This is a genomic window from Brachybacterium muris (assembly GCF_016907455.1).
GTDB classification, from domain to species: Bacteria; Actinomycetota; Actinomycetes; order Actinomycetales; family Dermabacteraceae; genus Brachybacterium; species Brachybacterium muris.
The window spans coordinates 2,011,322-2,032,370 of sequence record NZ_JAFBCB010000001.1 but is presented as its reverse complement, the minus strand read 5'-3'; the positions used below and the strand labels follow the sequence as shown (position 1 = coordinate 2,032,370).

Here is a 21,049-nt window from a genome sequence, read left to right as displayed (position 1 = left end):
CCTGTGGTGGCGAGGAACGGTCAGAAGAGGCGCGACTCCACGTCGTCGATGCCGCGCAGGGCGTCGTAGTCCAGGGTCACGCAGTCGATGCCGCGGTCCCCGGCGAGGACCTTGGCCTGGGGCTTGATGGCCTGGGCGGCGAACATGCCGCGCACGGGGGCCAGCAGGGGATCGCGGTTCAGCAGTTCGAGATAGCGGGTGAGCTGCTCCACGCCGTCGATCTCGCCGCGGCGCTTGATCTCGATGGCCACCGCGCGGCCCTCCGGGTCGCGGGCCAGGATGTCCACCGGCCCGATGGCGGTGGCGTACTCGCGGCGCACCAGGGTCCAGCCCGGCCCCAGGGTCCCGATGTTCTCGGCCAGGAGGGCCTGCAGGTGGGCCTCCACGCCGTCCTTGACCAGTCCCGGGTCCACGCCCAGCTCGTGGCTGGAGTCCTCGAAGACCTCGTGCAGGCGCACCCGCAGCCGGTCCCCGGACTTGTCGTGCACCACGTCCCACTGCTCGATCCACTCACCCTCGGGATCGCCCTGGATCTCGTCGTCGCTGCGACGGGTGGTGGTCAGGGTGCAGGGCGGGCTCATCCAGTTCAGGGGCTTGTAGCTGCCGCCGTCGGAGTGGATCAGCACGCTGCCGTCGGCCTTCAGGATCAGCAGGCGCGGTGCCAGCGGCAGGTGGGCGGTGAGTCGACCGGTGTAGTCGACGGAGCAACGGGCAACGACAAGACGCACCCGATCAGCGTACGGCACGGCCAGGCGTGCAGATGCTCACGTCGCACTGTTCCCCGGTGGGGGCCGACCGTATCGTGGGGAGGTCCCCCGTCGGGGCAGGGTCCCGGCACGCCGTCAAGGAGAGAACCATCGTGCAACGCGTCCTCGCCGTCCTGCTGGTGCTGCTCGGCGTCGCAGGCCTGGTGCTCGGAAGGCTCGGTGAGACCGTCTGGGCTCCCGCCACCGAGCGCACCGCCACAGTCGAACTGGACGATCCCGGTCCCGCTGTGCTGATCGATCCCGGAGTGCTGTACGTGGGTGGGCAGGAGGGCGAGGTCACCATCACCGGTGCCTCCGACGTCTCCCTGATCACTGCCCCCAACGGCGACATCGAGGCGTGGCTGGGCGATGCCCGCTACACCCGGGTGACGGGCCTGTCCGACTGGTCGACGATCACCACCGAGCAGGTCAACCCCGATGGACCGGCCGAACTGCCCCCCCCCACCCAGTCCGATCTGTGGCGCACGGTGGACACCAGCCCCAGCCCCGCCACCATCGACGTCGCGCAGTTCGCCGCCGGTGAGCACGGCGAGAACGAGCAGATGTACCGCGCCATCCTGGTCGTCACCGACGGCACCGCCCCCGGTGCGCAGAGCATCTCCATCACCTGGCCGGTGCACGTGAAGAACGAATGGGTGCCCTACGCCTACGCCGCCGGTGCGGCCGTGGCCGTGATCGGTCTGGTGCTGCTGGTGGTCTCGGTCGGCTCACGCCGCCGGGACGACGAGCATGATCCGATCGATGACGAGGCCCCCGCTGACGGCGAGCCCACGACGCAGGAGCTGCGATGACCCCCACGACCCCCTGGAATCCTGCGACCCCCCTGATGGGTCGTCGTCGCCTGCTGATGGGCACCGGCACCCTGCTGGCAGGCGCGGTGCTGGCCGGTTGCGCCTCCGAGCCCGAGCCGCCCGCCGCGCCGCCCAGCGGGCCGACGCTGGCCGAGCCCACCCCCGTCACCGGGGAGGGCCAGTTCGAGACCTTCGTGACCGAGATCCACGACGCCGTGATGGCGGCCGACGAGGCTCGCGACGCGGCCCTGCTGGCGCCTCGCGTCACCGGTTCCGCCGCGGAGTTCCGCACCGCTGCCTACGGCATGATCGCCAAGGCCGAGGAGTGGGCCGAGGACCTCAAGCGGCCCGGCAACGAGCTGATCGTGCCGATGACCTCGGTGGGCGATGCGTTCCCGCGGGTGGCGATCGCACTGGTCTCGGATTCCGTGGCCGAGGGCGTTCCCTACTTCATGGTGCTGCAGCAGAACGATGCCCGCTCCCCGTACACCACCTGGGGCTGGGCACAGCAGGCCGTGGGCATCGAGATGCCGATGGTCCCCGATCAGCGGGTGGGCTCCGAGCCCGTCGCGATCGATGAGGCCGGCCTGCTGATGACCCCGGCCGAGGCACTGGCCCTGTACGCGAAGGTGCTCAGCGACGGCGACGGGGCGGACCCGGAGGACAAGCTGGCCCCCAACCCCTTCCAGACCGTCACCCACGAGCGCATCCAGGCCGAGCGCGCCGAGTTGAACGCCGGGGTGGAGCGGGACGAGGCCGCCACCATCAAGGAGGTGTACACCGTCAAGGAGGGCGAGTTCGCGGGACTGCGCACCGACGACGGCGGCGCCATCGTGATGGGCACCCTGATGTCCACCCGCACGGTGGACGTCAAGGACGGCGCCACCATGAGCTACGCCGAGGACAACAAGTACACCAAGCTGATCGGGAAGAAGGACTTCACCGACACCTACGTGCGCACCTACGGCACCACCGTGGCCATGTACGTCCCACCGGCAGATGCCGGCACCCAGATCCAGCCCATCGGCGGCACCCAGACCGCCCTCGGGGCCAGCGGTACCTGAGCCGGTCCGGATCTTCGAACGGCGCCGGCGCACGGTTGAGAACTGCCGTGCGCCGTACTCCGTAGACTGGTGTGGACACCGATCATCGAAGGAGCACATCTGTGACCGATCCGTACGGCATCATCGATCTCGCCTCGCTGAAGAAGCCGGCCGGAGCCGCCGGCGAGGGGGCCGGCACCGGCAGCGGCACTCCCGGCACCCATGAGGTGGCCGTCACCGAGCAGGGCCTCGAGCAGCTGGTGGCCGATTCCCAGACCATCCCCACCCTGCTGCTGGTCACCAGCTCGCGGGTGCCGCAGGGCGACGAGTACCTCGAGGGGCTGCGCCGCGCGGTGGACGCGAAGGGCGGTGCGGTGCGCCTGGCCACGGTGGATGCCGACACCCAGCCGCGCGTGGCCGGTGCACTGCGCGTGCAGCAGCTGCCCACCCTGATGCTGCTCCTGCTGGGTCAGGTCCAGCCGATCGTCGAGTCGGTGCTGCCCACCTCGGAGCTGGACGGTCTTGTCACCCAGGTGATCGAGCTGGCGCGCCAGCAGGGCATTGATGTCCCCGCCGGCGCCGAGGGCGAGGAGAGCGCCGAGCAGCCGGTGGAGGAGCCGCTGCCGCCGCTGGTGGCCGAGGCCTACGAGGCGATCGACTCCGGTGACCTCGACGCTGCCGTGGCCGCGTTCGAGAAGCAGCTCCTGCAGACCCCGGCAGATGCCGAGGCGAAGGCCGGCCTCTCCACCGTGCGTCTGATGCGCCGCACGCAGGGCGCTGACCTGGACACGGTGCGCACCAACGCTGCCAACGGCCCTCGCGACCTGGAGGCCCAGCTGCTCGCCGCCGACGTGGACATGCTGGGCGGGCATGTGGACGATGCCTTCGGTCGCCTGCTGGACCTGCTGCCCGGCGCCGACCAGGACACCAAGGACGCGGTGAGGGAGCGCCTGCTGGAGCTGTTCGAGATCGCCGGCCCCGACGACCCGCGTGTGCCGCCGGCCCGCAAGCGCCTGGCGAACCTCCTGTTCTGACGAGACCGCGACAGAGCTGCCCGACCGACACAGGACTGCACGACCACACAGGGCTGCACGACCGACACAGAACTGCCCGGGCCCCACGAGGGGGACCCGGGCAGTTCTACGTCCGGCCGGTCGTCGCTCAGCCGCGAGCAGGGCAGGGGATCAGCCCTGGCGCAGGCGCTCCGGGGCGAGGATCACCGCACCTAGCGGCGGGACCGCCAGGCGCACCGAGTGCTCGCGGCCATGCATCGGGACCTGCTCCACATGCACCTTGCCGAGGTTGCCCACACCGCTACCGCCATACACGGGGGAGTCGGAGTTCAGCAGCTCCAGCCACGTGCCACCCTCGGGCATGGGCACGCGGTACTCGTTCCAGGGCTGGGTGGAGAAGTTCAGCACCACCACCACCGGGTCGCCCTCGCGGTTGCGTCGCACGAACGCGATCGTGTTGTGTCCGGCGTCGTCCCCGATCAGCCACTCGAAGCCCTGCGGGTCCTGGTCCAGCTGGTACAGGGAGTCGAACTCGGCCTGGAGGGAGTTGAGGTCCTTGACCAGCTGCTGGGTGCCGCGGTGAAGCGGGTACTCCAGCAGCCACCACGGCAGACCGGCCTGCTCGGACCACTCGGTGCCCTGACCGAACTCGGAGCCCATGAACAGAAGCTGCTTGCCCGGGTGGGTCCACTGGTAGGTGAGGAAGGTCCGCAGCGACGCGGCCTGCTGCCAGTCGTCCCCGGGGGCCTTGCGCAGCAGCGATCCCTTCCCGTGGACCACCTCGTCATGGCTGATGGGCAGCACGAAGTTCTCGGAGTACTGGTACACCATCGAGAAGGTGAGCTCGCTGTGGTGGTACTGGCGGTTGATCGGGTCCTCGCCCAGGTACACCAGCGAGTCGTGCATCCAGCCCATGTTCCACTTGAAGCCGAAGCCCAGCCCGCCCACGTCGGTGGGGCGGGTGACGCCCGGGAACGAGGTGGACTCCTCGGCGATCATCACGATGCCGGGGGCGCGCTTGTAGGCGGTGGCGTTGGCCTCCTGCAGGAAGTCGATCGCCTCGAGGTTCTCCCGGCCGCCGTGGCGGTTGGGGATCCACTCGCCCTCCTTACGGGAGTAGTCCAGGTACAGCATCGAGGCCACGGCGTCCACGCGCAGACCGTCGACGTGGAACTCCTCGAGCCAGTAGCAGGCGTTGGCGACCAGGAAGTTGCGCACTTCCTTGCGGCCCAGGTCGAAGATGTAGGTGCCCCAGTCGGGGTGCTCGCCCTTGCGGGGATCCGCGTGCTCGTACAGCGCGGTGCCGTCGAAGCGGGCCAGGGCCCACTCGTCCTTCGGGAAGTGCGCGGGCACCCAGTCCATGATCACGCCGATGCCGGCGGCATGCAGGGTGTCGATCAGGTGGCGCAGCTCGTCGGGGGAACCCAGGCGCGAGGTGGGGGCGTAGTAGCCGGTCACCTGGTAGCCCCAGGAGCCGCCGAAGGGGTGCTCCGCCAGGGGCATGAACTCCACGTGGGTGAAGCCCATGTCGGTCACGTACTGCACCAGCTCGGTGGCCAGCTCCTCGTAGCCCAGTCCCGGCCGCCAGCTTGCCAGGTGCACCTCGTAGATCGACATCCGGGAGGCCAGGGCGTCGGACTCGGCGCGGGCGGCCAGCCAGGCGTCGTCCTTCCACTCGTAATCGCTGGTGGTGACCACGGAGCCGGTGGCGGGCGGCACCTCGGCCAGGCGCGCCATGGGGTCGGCCTTGTCCCGCCAGGTGCCGTCGGCCCCGAGCACGCGGAACTTGTACACCTCGCCGTCGCCGATGCCGGGAACGAACAGCTCCCACACGCCGGAGCCGCCCAGGGAGCGCAGGGAGTGGCTGCGGCCGTCCCAGCCGTTGAAGGAGCCCACCACCTGGATGGCGCGGGCGGAGGGGGCCCACACCGCGAAGCTGGTGCCGTCCACCCCGTCGACGGTGCGCACGTGGGCGCCGAGCGCCCGCCACAGCTCCTCGTGGCGACCCTCGCGGATCAGGTGCAGGTCCAGGTCACCCAGGGTGGGCCAGAAGCGGTACGGCTCCTCCATCACCACGGGCGCCTCGCCTTCCTGCCAGGTGACGCGCACCTGGTAGGAGGACAGGGCGGCGGCATCGATCGCGGCGACCCACACGCCGTCGTACTCGTGCTGCATGGGATGGGCGGTGCCGTCGGCGGTGAGCACCTCGACCGCGTGGGCGAAGGGCTTCAGGGTGCGCACGGTGACGCCGCCGTCGTACTGGTGGGCACCGAGCACGGAGTGGGGGTCGTGGTAGCTGCCGGTGGCGGCCGAGCCCAGCTCGTGCTCACCCAGCGGCATCACGCGCGGTCCGCTGATCCCGCCGGCGGGATGATCGGCCGTGGGGGCCGACGGAGCTTCGGGCGCGACGGGGGCTGCCGGTGCCGCGGGTGCGGAGGAGGCCGGCGACGTGGCCGGGGCCTGGCGCTGCGAGCGCGTTCCCGGTTCTCTGCCGGTGGCGCCGGAGCGCTGGGAGCGGCGCGGGGTGGTGGGGTCGGGGCTCTCAGGCATGTCGTTCCTCCTCGGGATGGATGACGCGCAGCACGTGGGCGGGCCTGTCGGCGGCGCTCAGGATCACATACGGGTTGTGGTTCCAGCTGAATCGCTCACCGGTGAGCAGGTCCTCCACCTCGAACTGATCGCCGACGCCGAGCGCTGCGAGGTCCAGGTGGAGGGTGGTCCAGGCGTCGCGGTCGTGCTCTGTCAGCGACACCACCAGCACCGTGTCCGACACGCCGGTGCCGGTGGCCTCCGCATCGAGGTGCTTGGAGAACACCAGCACCTGCGGGTCGTCGGCCTCGTGGAAGCGGATCGTGGTCAGGGACTGCAGGGCCGGGTGCTCACGGCGGATCCGGTTCAGGTCCGTCAGCAGCGGCTCCAGGCTCTCGCCCCGGGTGAGCGCTCCGGCGAAGTCACGAGGCTTGTACTCGTACTTCTCGTTGTCGATCTGCTCCTGCGCACCGGGGCGGGGCACGTCCTCCACCAGCTCGTAGCCGGTGTAGATGCCCCAGGTGGGCACCAGGGTGGCCGCCAGGATCGCCCGCAGCACGAAGGCGCTGCGGCCCCCTTCGCTCATGAACGGGGTGAGGATGTCGTGGGTGGTGGGCCAGAAGCTGGGCCGCATGTAGTGCGCCGAGGCCGCGAGCTCCTCGAGGTACTCCCGCAGCTCCTGGGGGGTGTGGCGCCAGGTGAAGTAGGTGTAGGACTGATGGAAGCCGACCTTGCCCAGGGTGTGCATCATGGTGGGCCGGGTGAACGCCTCGGCCAGGAAGATCACCTCGGGGTGCTTCCGGTCGAACTCCGCCAGCAGGTCCTCCCAGAAGCGCACGGGCTTGGTGTGAGGGTTGTCTACGCGGAACAGGGTCACTCCGTGCTCCACCCACAGCTCGAGCATGTCGCGGATCGCCGCGTACAGCCCGTCGTAGTCGGTGTCGAAGCTGAGGGGGTAGATGTCCTGGTACTTCTTCGGGGGGTTCTCGGCGTAGGCGATGGTGCCGTCGGGCCGGATCACGAACCATTCGGGGTGCTCGGTGACCCAGGGGTGGTCCGGGGAGCACTGCAGGGCGATGTCCATCGCCACCTCGAGCCCCAGCTCCTTGGCGCGGGTCACGAAGGCGTCGAAGTCATCCATGGTGCCGAGGTCGGGATGGATCGCGTCGTGGCCGCCCTCGGGTGCACCGATGGCGTAGGGGGAGCCCGGGTCGCCCTCGCGGGGGTCCAGGGTGTTGTTGCGGCCCTTGCGGAAGGTGGTGCCGATGGGGTGGATGGGCGTGAGGTAGGCGACGTCGAAGCCCATCGCGGCGATGCGGTCCAGCGACCCGGTGGCGGTGGCCAGCGTGCCGGAGGTCCAGCCGCCGTGCTCGGGATCGAAGCGCGCACCCTCGGACCGCGGGAAGAACTCGTACCAGGAGCCGAACAGGGCACGCTTGCGGTGCACGATCAGTTCGAAGGGACCGGCGGTGGTGACGCCCTCGCGCAGTGGCCGCTCCTGCATCACCCCGCGCAGGTCGGCGGCGAGGGCGGGCCCCACCCGCCCCGACGGCGACAGGGACGTGTCGTGCAGGCTGTTGATCGCGGCGCGCAGTCGTGGGCCGTCGGCCTCGGGGCGGCGGCCGGCCTCGATCTCGGCCAGCGCCCGCTCCAGCACCTGCACGCCCTCGGCGATCACCAGCTCGGTGTCCATCCCTGCGGGGATCTTCACTTCCGCGGTGTGCGCCCAGGTGTCGTACGGGGAGGAGAAGGACTCCACCCGGAAGGTCCAGTGACCGGTGGTCTCCGGCCGTACCGTGGTCTCCCACAGGTCCAGGCCGGGGTTGGTGCTGGCGAGGCGACGCACGTGCTCGGTCCCGTCGGGCGCGGTGAGCACCACCTGCACGCCCATCGCGTCGTGCCCCTCGCGGAAGGCGTTGACCCGCACCGGCACCGTCTCGCCCTCCACGCAGGAGGCGGGGAAGCGGCCGCAGTCCACGACCGGCTGGACGGACATGATCGGGATGCGTCCGATGCCGGCGTCCAGTGCCGGGGGCGGGGGCGTTGCGGGGGATCCGGGGGCGGTGGGCTCGGGCATGTCTGCTCCTGCCTGCAGTGAGGTCGTCCTGGAAGGTCTCACGATAGTCGCTCGGGAGTGGTGATCCCGAGGACGATCACGCTACCGGGCTCGACCGGGACCTGCCCGCCCTGCACCGGACCGGTGGGTAGGAGGGACTGGTCCTCCAGCGAGCTGTCGAACAGCACCCGGGTGGGTCCCTGGGGCCACGGCGCCCCGGGCAGGGTGAGGTCCACCTGCTCCGCCTCGGTGGAGATCACGATCAGCAGGTGCTGGGAGCCGTCCGGGCCGGGCACACCCGGCCGCAGCATCGCCAGCAGGTGGCGGGAGGGGTCCATCCAATCGGCGTGCTCCATGCCGGTGCCATCGGGACCGAACCATGCCACCTGACCGGGATCCAGCGCCGCCGGGTCCGCAGGCCTCAGGAAGTGGGGGCTGCGCAGCTGGGGGTGCTCGGCGCGCAGCCACAGCAGAGCCTTGACGGTATCGCGCAGGGCCCGGTCCTGGGGACGCAGCGTCCAGTCCACCCAGGAGATCTCGTTGTCCTGGCAGTAGGCGTTGTTGTTGCCGTGCTGGGTGCGGCCGAACTCGTCGCCCGCGGTGAGCATCGGGGTGCCCGACGCCAGCAGCAGCGTCGCGAGGATCCCACGGGAGGTGCGGCGGCGGGCAGCCAGCAGGGGATCGGCTTCCCCAAGGCCCGTGACCGGTTCACCTTCGAACCCATGGTTCCAGGAGCGGTTGTCGGAGGTGCCGTCCCGGTTGTCCTCCCCATTGGCCTCGTTGTGCTTGGACTCGTACGTGGTCAGGTCCCGCAGGGTGAAGCCGTCATGGGCGGTGACGAAGTTGATCGAGGCCCAGGGGGAGCGCAGGCTGCGGCCGGCGGGCAGGTGCGAGGGGTCCCGGGAGGTGAACAGGTCGCTCGAGGCGGTCAACCGGGTGGCCAGGTCGCGCACCCCACCCACGGCCGGGTTGCCGTCCCGTTCGCGCAGGGCGCGGTCGGAGAGCCAGAACGCGCGCACGTCATCGCGGAAGGAGTCGTTCCACTCCGCGAACGGTGCGGGGAAGCCGCCGGTCTGCCAACCACCGGTGCCCACGTCCCAGGGCTCGGCGATCAGCTTGACCCGGCGCAGCACCGGGTCGGTCACGATCGCCCGCAGCAGCGGGTGGTCCGGTCGGAAGCCGTGCTCGTCGCGCCCCAGGGTGGCGGCCAGGTCGAAGCGGAAGCCGTCCACGTGGATCTCCTGCACCCAGTACCGCAGGGAGGCGAGGATCAGGTCCATCACGTGCACGGACCGGGGGTCCAGGGTGCCGCCGGTGCCGGTGACGTCCAGGAAGGAGCTGTGGTCCATCCAGTAGTACTCGCGGTTGTCCAGTCCCCGCAGTGACAGGGAGGGCCCGCCTGCGCCGCCCTCGGCGGTGTGGTTGTAGACCACGTCCAGCACCACCTCGAGACCGGCGGTGTGGAGGTTGCGCACCATGGTCCTGACCTCGTCCAGCACGGCCTGGGCACCGGAGCGTTGGGCGGCGGCGGTGGCCAGGGACGGCTCGGGCGCCATGAAGGACATGGTCGAGTAGCCCCAGTAGTTGGTCAGTCCCAATCGGGTCAGGTGCGGCTCGTCCATCGCGGCATGGATGGGCAGCAGTTCCACCGTGGTGACGCCCAGGTCGGTGAGGTAGCCGGTGACGGCCGGGTGGCCGAGGCCCGCGTAGGTGCCGCGCTGCTCCGGCGGCACCTCGGGGTGCAGTCGGGTGAAGCCCTTGACGTGCAGCTCGTACAGGACGGTCTCGTCCCAGTCCACCATCGGCCGCAGGTCCCCCTGCCAGTCGAAGCGGTCGGTGGTCACCACGGACCACACGGCGGTCTCGCGGTCGTCCAGCGTGCTGGGGACGAGCCGGTCCCCGGCCGGGTCCAGCATCGCGTCCACCTCGAAGGGGAAGAACGAGCTCAGCAGTGGGGAGGCGTGGGAGACACCGTGGGCGTACGGGTCCAGCAGCAGCTTGCGCGGGTTGCCGTACAGACCGGCGCCCGGGTCCCAGGGGCCGTGCACCCGCAGGCCGTAGCGGGTGCCGGGGGTCATGCCGGTGACGTGGTCCCAGCGCAGACCGCCGTCGTAGTGACGCAGCCGGTGGTGCAGCTCTGCGCCACCCCGGTCGATGCACAGGTCCACGGCGTCGGCGCGGGGAGCGGCCACGGCGAAGGTGCCGCGTCCCTGCTCGTCCACGCTGAGACCGGGGGAGGTGGGGGCCACCGGAGGGGTGGCGCGGTCGAAGCGATCGGCATGCACCCGGGCATTGTCGCATCGACGACGCGCCCGATACCGGATGGGCATGACGGACCGGTGACACCTCACAACCGCTAGGATCGCCTCGGTGCCCCGTGCTCCGTCCCGGTGCCGGCAGCCGGACAACCTCGGGGGAGGGGTGGGCACCAGCCAGCAGTCAGTCCGCCGACGGGGGAGCCGCAGCACATGAGCCAGCCACCGAACCCGCAGGGTGCGCGCCCTGCCGCGCCTGCCCCGCCGTCATCGAGAGGGCCGGCCGGCCCCTCGGGTTCAGCGCCCGCACCGTCCCGGGGTGGGAGCACCCCGCAGCGCGGGACCGGATCTTTCGCGCCGTCCAGCGCCGCGATCGCCCCGGCCGACATGGAGCGCTCCACCGCCATCGTGCGCACCATCACCCAGGTGTTCCAGTCGCGCGTGGTGGGCCAGGAGAACCTACGCCTGAGCCTGCTGACGGCGCTCGCCGCCGGTGGGCACGTGCTGCTGGAGTCGGTGCCGGGTCTGGCCAAGACCACCGCCGCCAGCGCGCTGGCCTCGGCGATCACCGGTTCCTTCTCCCGCATCCAGTGCACTCCGGACCTGATGCCCAACGACATCATCGGCACCCAGATCTTCAACTACGGCTCCGGCACCTTCACCACACAGCTGGGTCCGGTGCACGCCAACGTGGTGCTGCTGGACGAGATCAACCGCTCCTCCGCCAAGACCCAGTCCGCGATGCTCGAGGCGATGCAGGAGCGCCAGACCTCCATCGGCGGCGAGATCCACAAGCTGCCCGAGCCGTTCATGGTGCTGGCCACCCAGAACCCCATCGAGGAGGAGGGCACCTACGTGCTGCCCGAGGCCCAGATGGACCGCTTCCTGATGAAGGAGGTGCTCACCTACCCGCGGCCCGCCGAGGAGCACGAGATCCTGGACCGCTCCACCTCCGGCAGTCTCTCGGGCCCCAAGCAGTCCGTGGGCGCGGTGAGCCTGGAGGACATCCGCTTCCTGCAGGAGATGGTGGACACCGTCTACGTCGATCCCGCGGTCAAGCGCTACATCATCGACGTGGTCTTCACGACCCGCGGCTCCGGCCCCCGTCCGGTCCCGAACCTCACCCAGTCGGTGCGTGTGGGCGCCAGCCCCCGCGGCTCCCTGGCCCTGATGCGGGTGGGGCAGGCACATGCCCTGCTCCACGGCCGCGACTACGTGACCCCGGACGACGTGCGCGCTATGCGCCACGGCGTGCTGCGGCACCGCCTCGTGCTCACCTTCGACGCCCTGGCCAGCGGGATCAAGCCCGAGCAGATCATCGACGCGGTGTTCCACGCCGTGCCGATGCCCTGATCGGGCGCGGAGAGAACCGATGGCGACCTCGCTGCTCACCCGGGTCAAGGCCCGGGTGGACCTGCACACCTCGAACCGGGCGCGCGGCCTGATCCAGGGCCGCGGCCGCTCGCTGTTCAAGGGCAGCGGGGAGGACTTCGACGACCTGAAGTACTACCAGCCCGGCGACAAGATCTCCGACATCGACTGGAAGGCGACCGCGCGTTCCGGTGAGCCGCTGATCCGGCAGTTCAACGAGGAGCGCGTGCGGCACCTGTCGATCGTGGCCGACACCTCCTCGGCGATGGCCGCCACCGCCGCTGACGGCACCTCCAAGCGCGATGCGATGGTGATGGCGGCCGGGATGATCTGCTACCTGGCGCAGAAGAACGGGGACCTGGTGGGCCTGGTCGCCGGTGACGACGCACACCCCGTGCAGCTGCCCGCGCGCTCCAGCGACGGGCACCTCGAGCTGCTGCTGCGCAGCGTCCAGCAGGCCACCACCACTGCGGCGTCGCAGCCGGACAGTGCCTGGCTGCTGGAGCGGGCGTTCCGGGTGACCACCCGCTCCACCCTGATGACCATCATCACCGACGAGGCGCGCCCCGATGTCGAGGATTTCGCGGCACTGCGCCGGCTCACCACCCGGCACGACGTGATGGTGATCCGGATCGCCGATGCCGACCCGCTGCAGCGCGACTCGCTGGACCACGACGTGGTGGACGTGGACTCCCCGCGGGAGGTCGCCTCCATCGCCCGCACCTCGAAGCGTGTCGCACAGGACGTCGAGGCCTACCGGCAGGCCCGCCGACAGGGGATCTCCGAGATGCTCGACCGTCTGCACGTCACCCACATGCTGACCGCGGGGGAGACCACGGTGGTGGACGACATGGTGACGATGCTGAGGTCGAGGGAGTTCCGCCATGCCCGTGCCTGAGCTCCTCCGCGGTGCGATCACCGGTGCGGTGGGTGTCGTGGTGATCGCCGAACCCGCCCCGCCCGAGATCATCGACCCCCCTCAGTACTCGGTTGCGTGGGTGATCCTGGCGATCCTGTGCGCCCTGGTGATCACCGCCCTGGTGTGGGGGACCCTCCGTATCACGAGGTCGATCGAGAAGCGCGCCGCCTACAGGAAGCGCCCCAGCGACGCGGAGAACCTCAAGGCAGAGTTCCTCCGCGCCGTCAACCGCGTCGCCGATCGACACGAGGCCGGTGAGCTGGAAGCGCGTGAGGGGCACCGCGAGCTGACCGGCGTGATGAGGCGCTTCGTGCGCCGGACCACCGGCCACGACGTCACCAGCCAGGACGTCTCCACCCTGCTGGCCGATCCGCGCACCCGGCCGGTCGGTGAGCTGATCCTCGCCCTGTACGAGCCGGACTTCGCACCGAGCTCGGACGCGCAGCTGCAGGAATCGGTGCGCCGTGCACGGGAGGTGATCCGCAGGTGGTCATGATCTTCTGGTGGGTCACGGCCCTGCTGCTGCTGGCGGGGCTCGCGGTCTGGGCGATCACGTTCTGGAACCGCCGGGCGATGCGGAAGTCGCCGGTGCTGGTGGCGAACTCGTCCTACATGGACCGCATCCCCAGCTTCCTGCGCGCCCAGCGCACCGCCCGCGCGGTGCGGGTGCTGCAGGTGGGCATCGCGGTGCTGGGCGTCATCGCGGCCTCGGTGCTGTCCGGTCGCATCGCCACCGAGCGCATCGAGACCCCGGACTTCGCCTCCCGCGACATCGTGCTGTGCCTGGACGTCTCCGGATCGATGTACGAGTACGACACCGAGATCCTGCAGACCTTCGCCGAGATGGTGGACGGCTTCGAGGGGGAGCGGGTGGCGCTGTCGATCTTCAACTCGACCAGTCGCACCGTGTTCCCCCTGACCAACGACTACGACCTGATCCACCGCGAGCTCTCCGAAGGCGCCGAGGCGATCGACTTCGACGAGTTCGGGTATCGCCTGGGCACGCGGGACTACGACGACGACAAGGTGAGCAAGTACGTCGAGTTCGTCGAGGGCACCCGGGGCATCCCCGACGAGGCCTCGATCGTGCCGGACGGCCTGGCCTCCTGCGGGCAGCTGTTCGACCGTGCCGAGGAGGACCGCTCCCGGTCGATCATCTTCGCGACCGACAACGAGGTCAACGGCACCCCGATCTTCACCCTCGACGAGGCCGCGGACTCGGTGGCCCGACGCGACATCACCCTGTACACCTTCTTCCCCGGCGCCTACGAGTGCGCCTCGGACTGCCTCACGGAGCTGAAGACCGCCACCGAGGAGCACGACGGGGTGCTGTACCAGTCCACCGACCCCGATGCGATCCCCTCGATCATCCAGGAGATCCAGCGCACCCAGGCCGCGGCGATGGGGGCGACCCCCACGGTGGTGCGCACCGACCACCCGGGCTTCGGCTTCGTGCTCACCTTCCTGACCCTGGTGGGCGTGATCGTGCTGGGATGGAGGGCGCGATGATCCGCCTCGAGCCGCTGATGCCCCTATGGGCCTCCGTGCCCCTTTTCGGCCTGCTGCTGATCTTCTGCGTGGTGCTGCTGGTGCTGCGACCCCGGCAGCGTGTTGCCTGGCTGCGCCGCACCCTGATGGTGCTGCTGCTGCTGGTGGTGGCACTGAGACCGGTGACGCCGCTGGAGGGCGAGCAGACCCAGCGGATGAACGCGAACGTGTTCTTCGTGGTGGACCGCACCGGTTCCATGAACGCCGAGGACTATGCCGGGGACCAGCCGCGCCTGGAGGGCGTCAAGGCCGACATGGAACGCATCATGGGCATGACCGAGGGTGCCCGGTACAGCATCATCGCCTTCGACTCCACTGCCACCGAGCAGCTGCCGCTGACCACCGATGCTGGCGCCGCGACGGCCTGGGTGGACACCCTCACCACCGAGCCCACCGCCTACTCCCAGGGCTCGAACGTGGACCGGCCGCTCACGTCCCTGCTCACGGCCCTGCAGGAGACCGAGCGTGAGGACCCCGACTCCCACATACTGGTCTACTTCCTCTCCGACGGCGAGAACACCGACGAGCGCGAATCGGAGTCCTTCGGGCAGGCGAACCCCATGGTCGACGGGGGCGCCGTGCTGGGCTACGGGACACCCACGGGTGGCCCGATGAAGGCTCAGGGCGGCGAGAACCACGGCGAGTACATCCCGTCCCCCGACGGCGGCCAGGGCATATCCACGATCGACCAGGGACAGCTGGAGAAGATCGCCGCGGATCTGGGCGTCCCCTACATCCACCGCACCGATCCCGAGGCACCGATCGAGGGCACCATGGAGGGGATCACCCTGCGCCCGGTGCCCATCGAGTCCGCGCGCAGCGTCGCCAGCTTCGAGGACTGGTACTGGATCGCCTCGATCCCACTGGCGGCCCTGTTCATCTGGGAGCTGGGGGAGATGACCTATCGGCTCCCGCGCAGGCTGGACCGCTACGACATCTCAGGAGCGCAGCGATGAGCACCTCGACCGACGCCCCCCGCACCGAACCGGCCGATGCGCCCGGGGACAGCTCCGCCCGTACGGGGCGCGATGTCGACCCGTCGCTGGATGCCCGCCCCCAGGGACGCCCGGAGAACTTCGGCCTGAACGTGCGACGGCTGCGCCGGGTGCGCGCCATCGTGTTCGCCCTGCTGGCACTGCCGATCCTGGTGCTGGGCCTGCTCGCGGTGAAGTTCACGTCCATGCCGATCACCCAGGCATGGCACCAGGGTGCCTACGAGGACGGCGACTACCCCGCCGCCATCGAGCGCCTGCAGCCGGTGTGGGTGGCCAACTGGTTCGAGCCGTATCTCCCGCACCTCACCCGCGGCACCGACCTGCTGCAGCAGGGACAGAACGCCGAGGCGGAGGCGGAGCTGCGCGAGTCGCTCCAGAAGTGGGAGAACGGCACGGACCTCAACCACCCCCTGCACGCCCAGTGCAAGATCATCAACAACCTCGCGATCTCCATCGAGCGCCAGGCCGAGGAGATCCAGGACCCTGCCCAGAGGGCCGACCGCCTCTACGAGGCCGAGGAGATCATGGCCCCGTGCGCCGGAGGCGGTGGCGGCGGCGAGGGCGAGGGCGAGGGCCAGGGCGGCGGGGGTGCCGGCAACGAGGACTCCGAGACCACCGAGGACAACGGCGAGCGGATCCGGGAGAAGCGCCGCGAAGCCGACGAGGAAGCCGGGAACGACCCCGATGACCGCGGCACCGAGCAGGGCTCCGGCGGTGAGGAGCAGGGCGGCGGCGAACCGCCGCCGGCCGGTGACCCCAAGCGCGAGGACCCCGAGGGTGATGGCCCCGAGGAGGAGGCCCCCACCGAAGGGAGCAGCGAGGAGCAGCAGAAGGAGGACGAGCTCGAGAACCGCAACCGCGACGCGCAGGGCGGTGAGGGCGAGGACGACCCCAACGGTGGCAGCGAGGAGCAGCCCAAGCCATGGTGACCACGTCAGATGCCCGCCCCGAACGGGCCTACCTCGATCATGCCGCCACCACGGTGATACGGCCGGCGGCACGGGACGCCTATCTGGAGGCATCGCTGGTGCAGGGCAACCCCTCCTCCGTGCACACATCCGGCCGGCGGGCACGAGCCGTGCTCGACGAGGCCCTCGCCTCGATCGCCGAACGGCTGGGCGTACCTCGCAGTTGGCTGATCCTCACCTCCGGTGGCACCGAGGCCGACAACCTCGCGATCCGGGCGGTGGCCCTGGGGGCGCAGGCTGCTGATGCCCGGCGCCGCGCTGTCGCTGTCGCGGCGACGGACCATCCCGCGGTCCTGGCCACCGCCCGTTCCCTGGAGTCCCCCCAGGTGGCTCCAGGTGAGACGCCCCCCGGTATCGAGGCGCGGATCCTCCCGGTGGACGGCGCAGGGATCCTGGAGCTCGATGCGGTGGCCGCGGCACTCGCCGACGGCGCCGTGGGTGTCCTCAGCGCGGCCCTGGTCAACAACGAGACCGGCGCGGTGCAGGACATCGGCACTCTGGCCTCCGTGGCTCGTCAGCACGGCACCTGGGTGCACACGGATGCCGTCCAGGGCATCGGTCATGTCCCCACCCCGTCGTGGGACGACGTGGACCTGATGTCGCTGTCGGGGCACAAGATCGGAGCCCCGGTGGGGGTGGGTGTCCTGGTGGCGAAGCCCGAGGTGCCGCTGGCGGTGACTAGCACCGGCGGCGGGCAGCAGCGCGGGGTGCGCTCCGGCACGCTGGACGCCGCTCACGCGGCCGCCTTCGCGGCCGCCTTCGCGGAGCTGATGGATCACCGCGAGGAGGAGAACGCCCGCTATCGTGCGCTCGCCGGCCGCCTCCGCGCAGGCATCGCCGCGGTGGACCCCGAAGCGCGGTTCACCCTCCCGGAGTCCTCCCCGCAGGCCGGGCACGTCGTCCACGTCCGGTTCCCCGGGGCTGACACCGACTCCCTGCTGTTCCTGCTGGACGAACGGGGCGTGGACTGCTCGGCCGGATCCGCGTGCTCCGCGGGGGTCACCCAGGCCAGTCCGGTGCTGGCGGCGATGGGGATCAGTGACGCTGAAGCGCGCGGAGCGCTGCGGCTGTCGTTCGGCTGGAGCAGTACGGAGCGCGACGTGGACCTGTTCCTTGCCGCCCTCCCCGAGGCGCTGCAGAAGGCCCGGGCCGTGGGATCGCTGTTCGGCTGAGGGCGGCACGTGTCGTGTCGCACCTGAGTCTGATGCATCTCACGTGCGCGCCACCGTCCTGCGGGGCTGCCTCTCCGTAGACTCGGCAACCGGGACCGGCAGAGACCGCGAACCCGGGTGCGATGCAGCTGATCGAAGGAGACGAGCACGTGAAGGTACTGGCGGCGATGAGTGGCGGCGTCGATTCCGCCGTGGCCGCCGCCCGCGCCGCCGAGGCCGGTCACGAGGTGGTGGGGGTGCACATGGCACTGTCGAAGAACCGCGATCAGCGGCGCACCGGATCCCGTGGCTGCTGCACCGTGGAGGACGCCTCCGATGCTCGCCGCGCAGCGGACCGGATCGGCATCCCGTACTACGTGTGGGACCTCTCCGACGACTTCCACGACCTGGTGGTCGAGGACTTCCTCACCGAGTACGCGGCCGGCCGGACCCCGAATCCCTGCGTGCGCTGCAACGAGCGGATCAAGTTCGCCTCCCTGCTGGAGCGCGCCACCCTGCTGGGCTTCGACGCCGTGTGCACGGGTCACTACGCCAGTATCCGATCCGAGGGGCCGGGCGGGGCCCCCTCCCTGCACCGCTCCCGCAACGATGCGAAGGACCAGAGCTACGTCCTGGCGGTGATGGGGCCCGAGGCGGTGGGGCGCTCCCTGTTCCCCCTCGGCGACTTCGAGGACAAGCAGGCTGTGCGCGAGGAGGCCCGGGCCCGTGGCCTGGGAGTCTCCACCAAACCCGACAGCTACGACATCTGCTTCATCGCCGACGGCGACACCCGCGGCTTCCTCGAGCGCAGCCTGGGGGAGGCCCCCGGGGAGGTGGTGGACCCCGACGGCACCGTGCTCGCCACCCACACCGGCACCCACGGCTACACCATCGGGCAGCGCAAGGGACTGGGCATCCAGCACCCCGCGCCCGACGGTCGCCCCCGATACGTGGTGGACATCGATCCTGCCCTGCGACAGGTGGTGGTGGGCGCCTCCGAACTGCTCTCCACCAGGGAGCTGCACGCCACGGATGTGATCTCCTTCGAGGAGCTCACCGAAGGTCGTCCGGTGCACGCCCAGATCCGGGCCCACGGTGAGGCCGTGCCCGCAGTGGTCCAGCAGGTGCCCGCTCCCGATGCACCTGGCTCGCTGCTGCAGGTGCGCCTGGACACCCCGGTGCGGGGAGTGGCACCCGGCCAGACCCTGGTCCTGTACGACGGCGACCGGGTGCTCGCCGCCGCCACCCTGGAGCGACGCGCATGAGCCCCCTGGTCACGATCACCGGTGACGGCACCTTCCGGCTCGGCACCGGGGCGATCGGCAACGATGTGGCCGAGGACCCGTTCCTGCTGGCCCTGATGCGGCTCCGCTCACTGCTGGGGGACCCGCCCGAGGAGCAGATCGCCACCCGCCTGTACCTCCCCTCGGCCCTCGGCCTGGACGACACCGACCACCTGCTCCCCGCCACCTTGGCCCTGCTGGCCGGCACCAGTGGGGATCTGGCCAGCTACGGCTGGCGCCTGGGCCCCGGCATCGGGCGGGCATGGCAGCGGGCGCAGGACGTGCGCGACCGCACCCTCGATGCCGCCCGCATCGCACTGCTGGGCTATGAGGGCCCCCTGGCTGTCACTGCCATGGGCCCGGTGACCCTCGCGGCCGCGACCTTCCTGCCGTCGGGGGAGCGCACCCTTGCGGACCGCGGTGCGGTGCGGGACCTGCCGATGCTGCTGGCTGAAGGGCTCGGCGAGCACCTGGCACTGCTGCGCGCGCGGGTGCCCGGTGCCCGGCCTCACCTGCTGTTGCGCGAGGACGCGGTCAACGCCGTGGTCGAGGGTCGTATCCCCACCCCGTCCGGGAGGCGCGCCTACCCCGCGGTCCCCGCGCCTGAGGCCGGCACCCTGTGGCAGTGCCTCATGGCCGGGCTGCGCTCGTCCAGCGTGCTCGATCCGGAGTCGATCACCCTGGGGATCGGCACCGACGTGACGGTGCTGCGCACTGCCCGGGAGATCGGGGTGCGGCGCCTGGCGGTCTCGCCGGCGCGCCTGCCGTCGCTGGAGACCCCTGCCGGACGCGTGCTGTGGGAGGAGCTGGCCACCGCCCACGACAGTGGCTGCCACCTGGAGCTGGCGGTGGACCCTCGGCCCGGCGGAGGTATGACCGCGGTCCTGGACGGGGTACTGGAGTCCTGGCAGAAGCTGGGATACGCAGCCGGGGATGCGGCCGGATTCACCCTGATCGCCCATACCGGCGCCTCGCATGCGGTGCGCAGCGGGAAGCCCGACCCGTCCCAGCAGCCCGCCGCGTCGACACTGCTGGACGAGGCCACCATCGAGGCCCTGCTGCGCTCCGCTCCCGCGTGGGCCGAGCTCGTCGAGCGCTGACGCCCACCCACGACCAGCCCTCCCGCTACCGGTCCGCCACCCGGGGGCAGCGACTGCCCCTCGCCGTACGCGTGCCCCGGGTACGCGGGGATCAGCCGGCCAGCATCGACCCGGCCAGGCCCACGGCGGTCACCACGATCAGCAGCAGCGAGGCCAGGACCACCGGCCGCGCGCCCACGGTGCGCAGCAGCGCCACGCGCACGCCGGTGCCCAGGGCGAACATGGCGGCCGCCAGCAGCACTGCCTGCACCAGCTGCGCCACGTCCAGCACGGTGGCCGGAACCAGGCCCGTGGAGCGGATCGCCACGGCGACCAGGAACCCGGCCACGAAGCCCGGCACCAGCGGCACCCTCGCGCCGCGCCCGCGCGCCTGCGCATCTGCCCCCTGCCCCGCGTGAGCGGCGGTGCGACGCAGGGCGATGGAGAGCAGTGCCACCACAGGGGCGAGCATCAGCACGCGGCCGAGCTTGACCACCACAGCCGCGCTGAGCGCAGGGTCCCCGATCAGACTGCCCGCCGCGACGACCTGCGCCACCTCCAGCACGGACAGCCCGGTCCAGATCCCCGCGGTCGGTGCGGGGAGCTCCAGGAGCCGGGCGAGCACCGGCAGCAGGGGGATCATCAGCGTGCCGAACACGACCACCAGGGCCACCGCTGTCGCGGTGCGGGTCTCCCTCTGCGCTGTCCGCTCGGGATCCTGCGTACGGTCCGCGGAGGAGAGCACCCCGCTGACACCTGCTACCGCCGCGGCACCGCAGATCGAGAAGCCGCAGGCGATCAGCACGGTCAGATCCGAGGGCAGCCGCAGCATCCGCCCCAGCAGAAGCCCGCTGCCGATACCGATCCCCACCACGGCCACGATCGCGGCGATCACCACCGGTCCCAGCGCCAGGACGTCCCCGAGGGCGAGCTGGAGCCCCAGCAGCACGATGCCTGCGCGCAGCACGGTGCGTGCGGTGAACTGCAGGCCCGGATTCAGCGTGGGGTGCATCCGGCCCGAGTTCGCGAGGACCGCACCGAGCAGGATCGCCACCAGCGCCGGGGAAGCCTCCGGGACCACCCGGCCCAGGGCCACGGTGACCACGCCGATCACAAGGCTCAGCAGCAGGCCGGGCAGCAGGTCGGTCATCCGGCGGGGCAGTGCGCTCGATCGCCCGCCGGGAGCCCCGCCCTGGCGACGGGGAGCCCCATCCTTCTCGGGAGTCACAGGGTGGGCGGGGGCAGTGGTGATGCTTCGGGACACCCGCACAGCCTCCGCCG

17 protein-coding genes are annotated in these 21,049 nt (G+C 70.8%); 12 read left to right on the top strand and 5 right to left on the bottom strand.

Annotated features, from left to right (window positions below; translation table 11 throughout):
• Positions 1–20: 20 nt before the first annotated feature.
• Positions 21–728 carry an endonuclease NucS gene (gene nucS, locus JOD52_RS09375; RefSeq protein ID WP_031307205.1) on the bottom strand — a complete coding sequence of 236 codons (708 nt, stop codon included), beginning with the start codon at positions 726–728 and terminating at the stop codon, positions 21–23.
• A 131-nt stretch (positions 729–859) separates the two neighbouring features.
• Here nucS and JOD52_RS09370 point away from each other — a divergent pair, with 131 nt between their 5' ends.
• The 3 genes from JOD52_RS09370 (at position 860) to JOD52_RS09360 (ending at position 3,635) form a co-directional block, all read left to right on the top strand.
• Positions 860–1,558, top strand: a complete 699-nt coding sequence (locus JOD52_RS09370; RefSeq protein ID WP_204409634.1) for a hypothetical protein — start codon at positions 860–862, stop codon at positions 1,556–1,558.
• A complete protein-coding gene (locus JOD52_RS09365) occupies positions 1,555–2,622 on the top strand; it encodes a DUF8094 domain-containing protein (protein WP_017823914.1) in 1,068 nt (355 codons plus the stop codon). The genes JOD52_RS09370 and JOD52_RS09365 overlap by 4 nt, the downstream gene beginning before the upstream one ends.
• 101 nt (positions 2,623–2,723) lie before the next feature.
• Complete coding sequence (locus JOD52_RS09360) at positions 2,724–3,635, top strand: tetratricopeptide repeat protein (RefSeq protein WP_204409633.1); 912 nt, start codon at positions 2,724–2,726, stop codon at positions 3,633–3,635.
• 150 nt (positions 3,636–3,785) lie between these two features.
• On the opposite strand, the gene glgB is transcribed toward JOD52_RS09360, so the two are convergent.
• The 3 genes from glgB to glgX form a co-directional block, all read right to left on the bottom strand.
• A complete protein-coding gene (gene glgB / locus JOD52_RS09355) occupies positions 3,786–5,954 on the bottom strand; it encodes a 1,4-alpha-glucan branching protein GlgB (RefSeq protein ID WP_204411622.1) in 2,169 nt (722 codons plus the stop codon).
• Between the two features lie 202 nt (positions 5,955–6,156).
• Positions 6,157–8,220 carry an alpha-1,4-glucan--maltose-1-phosphate maltosyltransferase gene (locus JOD52_RS09350; RefSeq protein ID WP_204409632.1) on the bottom strand — a complete coding sequence of 688 codons (2,064 nt, stop codon included), beginning with the start codon at positions 8,218–8,220 and terminating at the stop codon, positions 6,157–6,159.
• 38 nt (positions 8,221–8,258) lie between these two features.
• A complete protein-coding gene (glgX, locus tag JOD52_RS09345) occupies positions 8,259–10,484 on the bottom strand; it encodes a glycogen debranching protein GlgX (protein WP_204409631.1) in 2,226 nt (741 codons plus the stop codon).
• Positions 10,485–10,841: 357 nt separating this feature from the next.
• Here glgX and JOD52_RS09340 point away from each other — a divergent pair, with 357 nt between their 5' ends.
• The 9 genes from JOD52_RS09340 to JOD52_RS09300 all read left to right on the top strand — a co-directional run bounded on the left by JOD52_RS09340 (position 10,842) and on the right by JOD52_RS09300 (position 19,789).
• Positions 10,842–11,807, top strand: a complete 966-nt coding sequence (locus JOD52_RS09340) for an AAA family ATPase (RefSeq protein WP_017823918.1) — start codon at positions 10,842–10,844, stop codon at positions 11,805–11,807.
• Between the two features lie 19 nt (positions 11,808–11,826).
• Positions 11,827–12,723 (top strand): DUF58 domain-containing protein, encoded by an 897-nt coding sequence (locus JOD52_RS09335; RefSeq protein WP_017823919.1) that lies wholly within the window; start codon positions 11,827–11,829, stop codon positions 12,721–12,723.
• Positions 12,710–13,240 (top strand): hypothetical protein, encoded by a 531-nt coding sequence (locus tag JOD52_RS09330; RefSeq protein WP_204409627.1) that lies wholly within the window; start codon positions 12,710–12,712, stop codon positions 13,238–13,240. The genes JOD52_RS09335 and JOD52_RS09330 overlap by 14 nt, the downstream gene beginning before the upstream one ends.
• Positions 13,237–14,253 (top strand): vWA domain-containing protein, encoded by a 1,017-nt coding sequence (locus JOD52_RS09325; protein WP_239552256.1) that lies wholly within the window; start codon positions 13,237–13,239, stop codon positions 14,251–14,253. The genes JOD52_RS09330 and JOD52_RS09325 overlap by 4 nt, the downstream gene beginning before the upstream one ends.
• On the top strand, positions 14,250–15,248 hold the full coding sequence (locus JOD52_RS09320; protein WP_204409623.1) for a vWA domain-containing protein: 999 nt from the start codon (positions 14,250–14,252) through the stop codon (positions 15,246–15,248). The genes JOD52_RS09325 and JOD52_RS09320 overlap by 4 nt, the downstream gene beginning before the upstream one ends.
• Positions 15,245–16,216 (top strand): hypothetical protein, encoded by a 972-nt coding sequence (locus JOD52_RS09315; protein WP_017823923.1) that lies wholly within the window; start codon positions 15,245–15,247, stop codon positions 16,214–16,216. The genes JOD52_RS09320 and JOD52_RS09315 overlap by 4 nt, the downstream gene beginning before the upstream one ends.
• Positions 16,210–17,427, top strand: coding sequence for a cysteine desulfurase family protein (locus JOD52_RS09310; RefSeq protein ID WP_017823924.1), 1,218 nt, complete (start codon positions 16,210–16,212; stop codon positions 17,425–17,427). The genes JOD52_RS09315 and JOD52_RS09310 overlap by 7 nt, the downstream gene beginning before the upstream one ends.
• A gap of 149 nt (positions 17,428–17,576) precedes the next feature.
• Complete coding sequence (mnmA, locus tag JOD52_RS09305) at positions 17,577–18,671, top strand: tRNA 2-thiouridine(34) synthase MnmA (RefSeq protein ID WP_204411618.1); 1,095 nt, start codon at positions 17,577–17,579, stop codon at positions 18,669–18,671.
• A complete protein-coding gene (locus tag JOD52_RS09300) occupies positions 18,668–19,789 on the top strand; it encodes a hypothetical protein (RefSeq protein ID WP_204409621.1) in 1,122 nt (373 codons plus the stop codon). The genes mnmA and JOD52_RS09300 overlap by 4 nt, the downstream gene beginning before the upstream one ends.
• Positions 19,790–19,880: 91 nt before the next feature.
• Here the strand turns inward: JOD52_RS09300 and JOD52_RS09295 are convergent, their stop codons facing one another.
• Positions 19,881–20,918, bottom strand: a complete 1,038-nt coding sequence (locus JOD52_RS09295; protein WP_204409620.1) for a YeiH family protein — start codon at positions 20,916–20,918, stop codon at positions 19,881–19,883.
• Between the last annotated feature and the right edge of the window lie 131 nt (positions 20,919–21,049).

Bases quoted from the DNA above. Each gene is read 5' to 3' on its own strand.
- JOD52_RS09365 (WP_017823914.1), top strand. From the start codon at position 1,555: ATGACCCCCACGACCCCCTGGAATCCTGCGACCCCCCTGATGGGTCGT.
- glgB (WP_204411622.1), bottom strand. From the start codon at position 5,954: ATGCCGCTGGGTGAGCACGAGCTGGGCTCGGCCGCCACCGGCAGCTAC.
- JOD52_RS09350 (WP_204409632.1), bottom strand. From the start codon at position 8,220: ATGCCCGAGCCCACCGCCCCCGGATCCCCCGCAACGCCCCCGCCCCCG.
- JOD52_RS09340 (WP_017823918.1), top strand. From the start codon at position 10,842: ATGGAGCGCTCCACCGCCATCGTGCGCACCATCACCCAGGTGTTCCAG.
- JOD52_RS09335 (WP_017823919.1), top strand. From the start codon at position 11,827: ATGGCGACCTCGCTGCTCACCCGGGTCAAGGCCCGGGTGGACCTGCAC.
- JOD52_RS09330 (WP_204409627.1), top strand. From the start codon at position 12,710: ATGCCCGTGCCTGAGCTCCTCCGCGGTGCGATCACCGGTGCGGTGGGT.
- JOD52_RS09325 (WP_239552256.1), top strand. From the start codon at position 13,237: ATGATCTTCTGGTGGGTCACGGCCCTGCTGCTGCTGGCGGGGCTCGCG.
- JOD52_RS09320 (WP_204409623.1), top strand. From the start codon at position 14,250: ATGATCCGCCTCGAGCCGCTGATGCCCCTATGGGCCTCCGTGCCCCTT.
- JOD52_RS09315 (WP_017823923.1), top strand. From the start codon at position 15,245: ATGAGCACCTCGACCGACGCCCCCCGCACCGAACCGGCCGATGCGCCC.
- JOD52_RS09310 (WP_017823924.1), top strand. From the start codon at position 16,210: ATGGTGACCACGTCAGATGCCCGCCCCGAACGGGCCTACCTCGATCAT.
- JOD52_RS09300 (WP_204409621.1), top strand. From the start codon at position 18,668: ATGAGCCCCCTGGTCACGATCACCGGTGACGGCACCTTCCGGCTCGGC.
- JOD52_RS09295 (WP_204409620.1), bottom strand. From the start codon at position 20,918: ATGACCGACCTGCTGCCCGGCCTGCTGCTGAGCCTTGTGATCGGCGTG.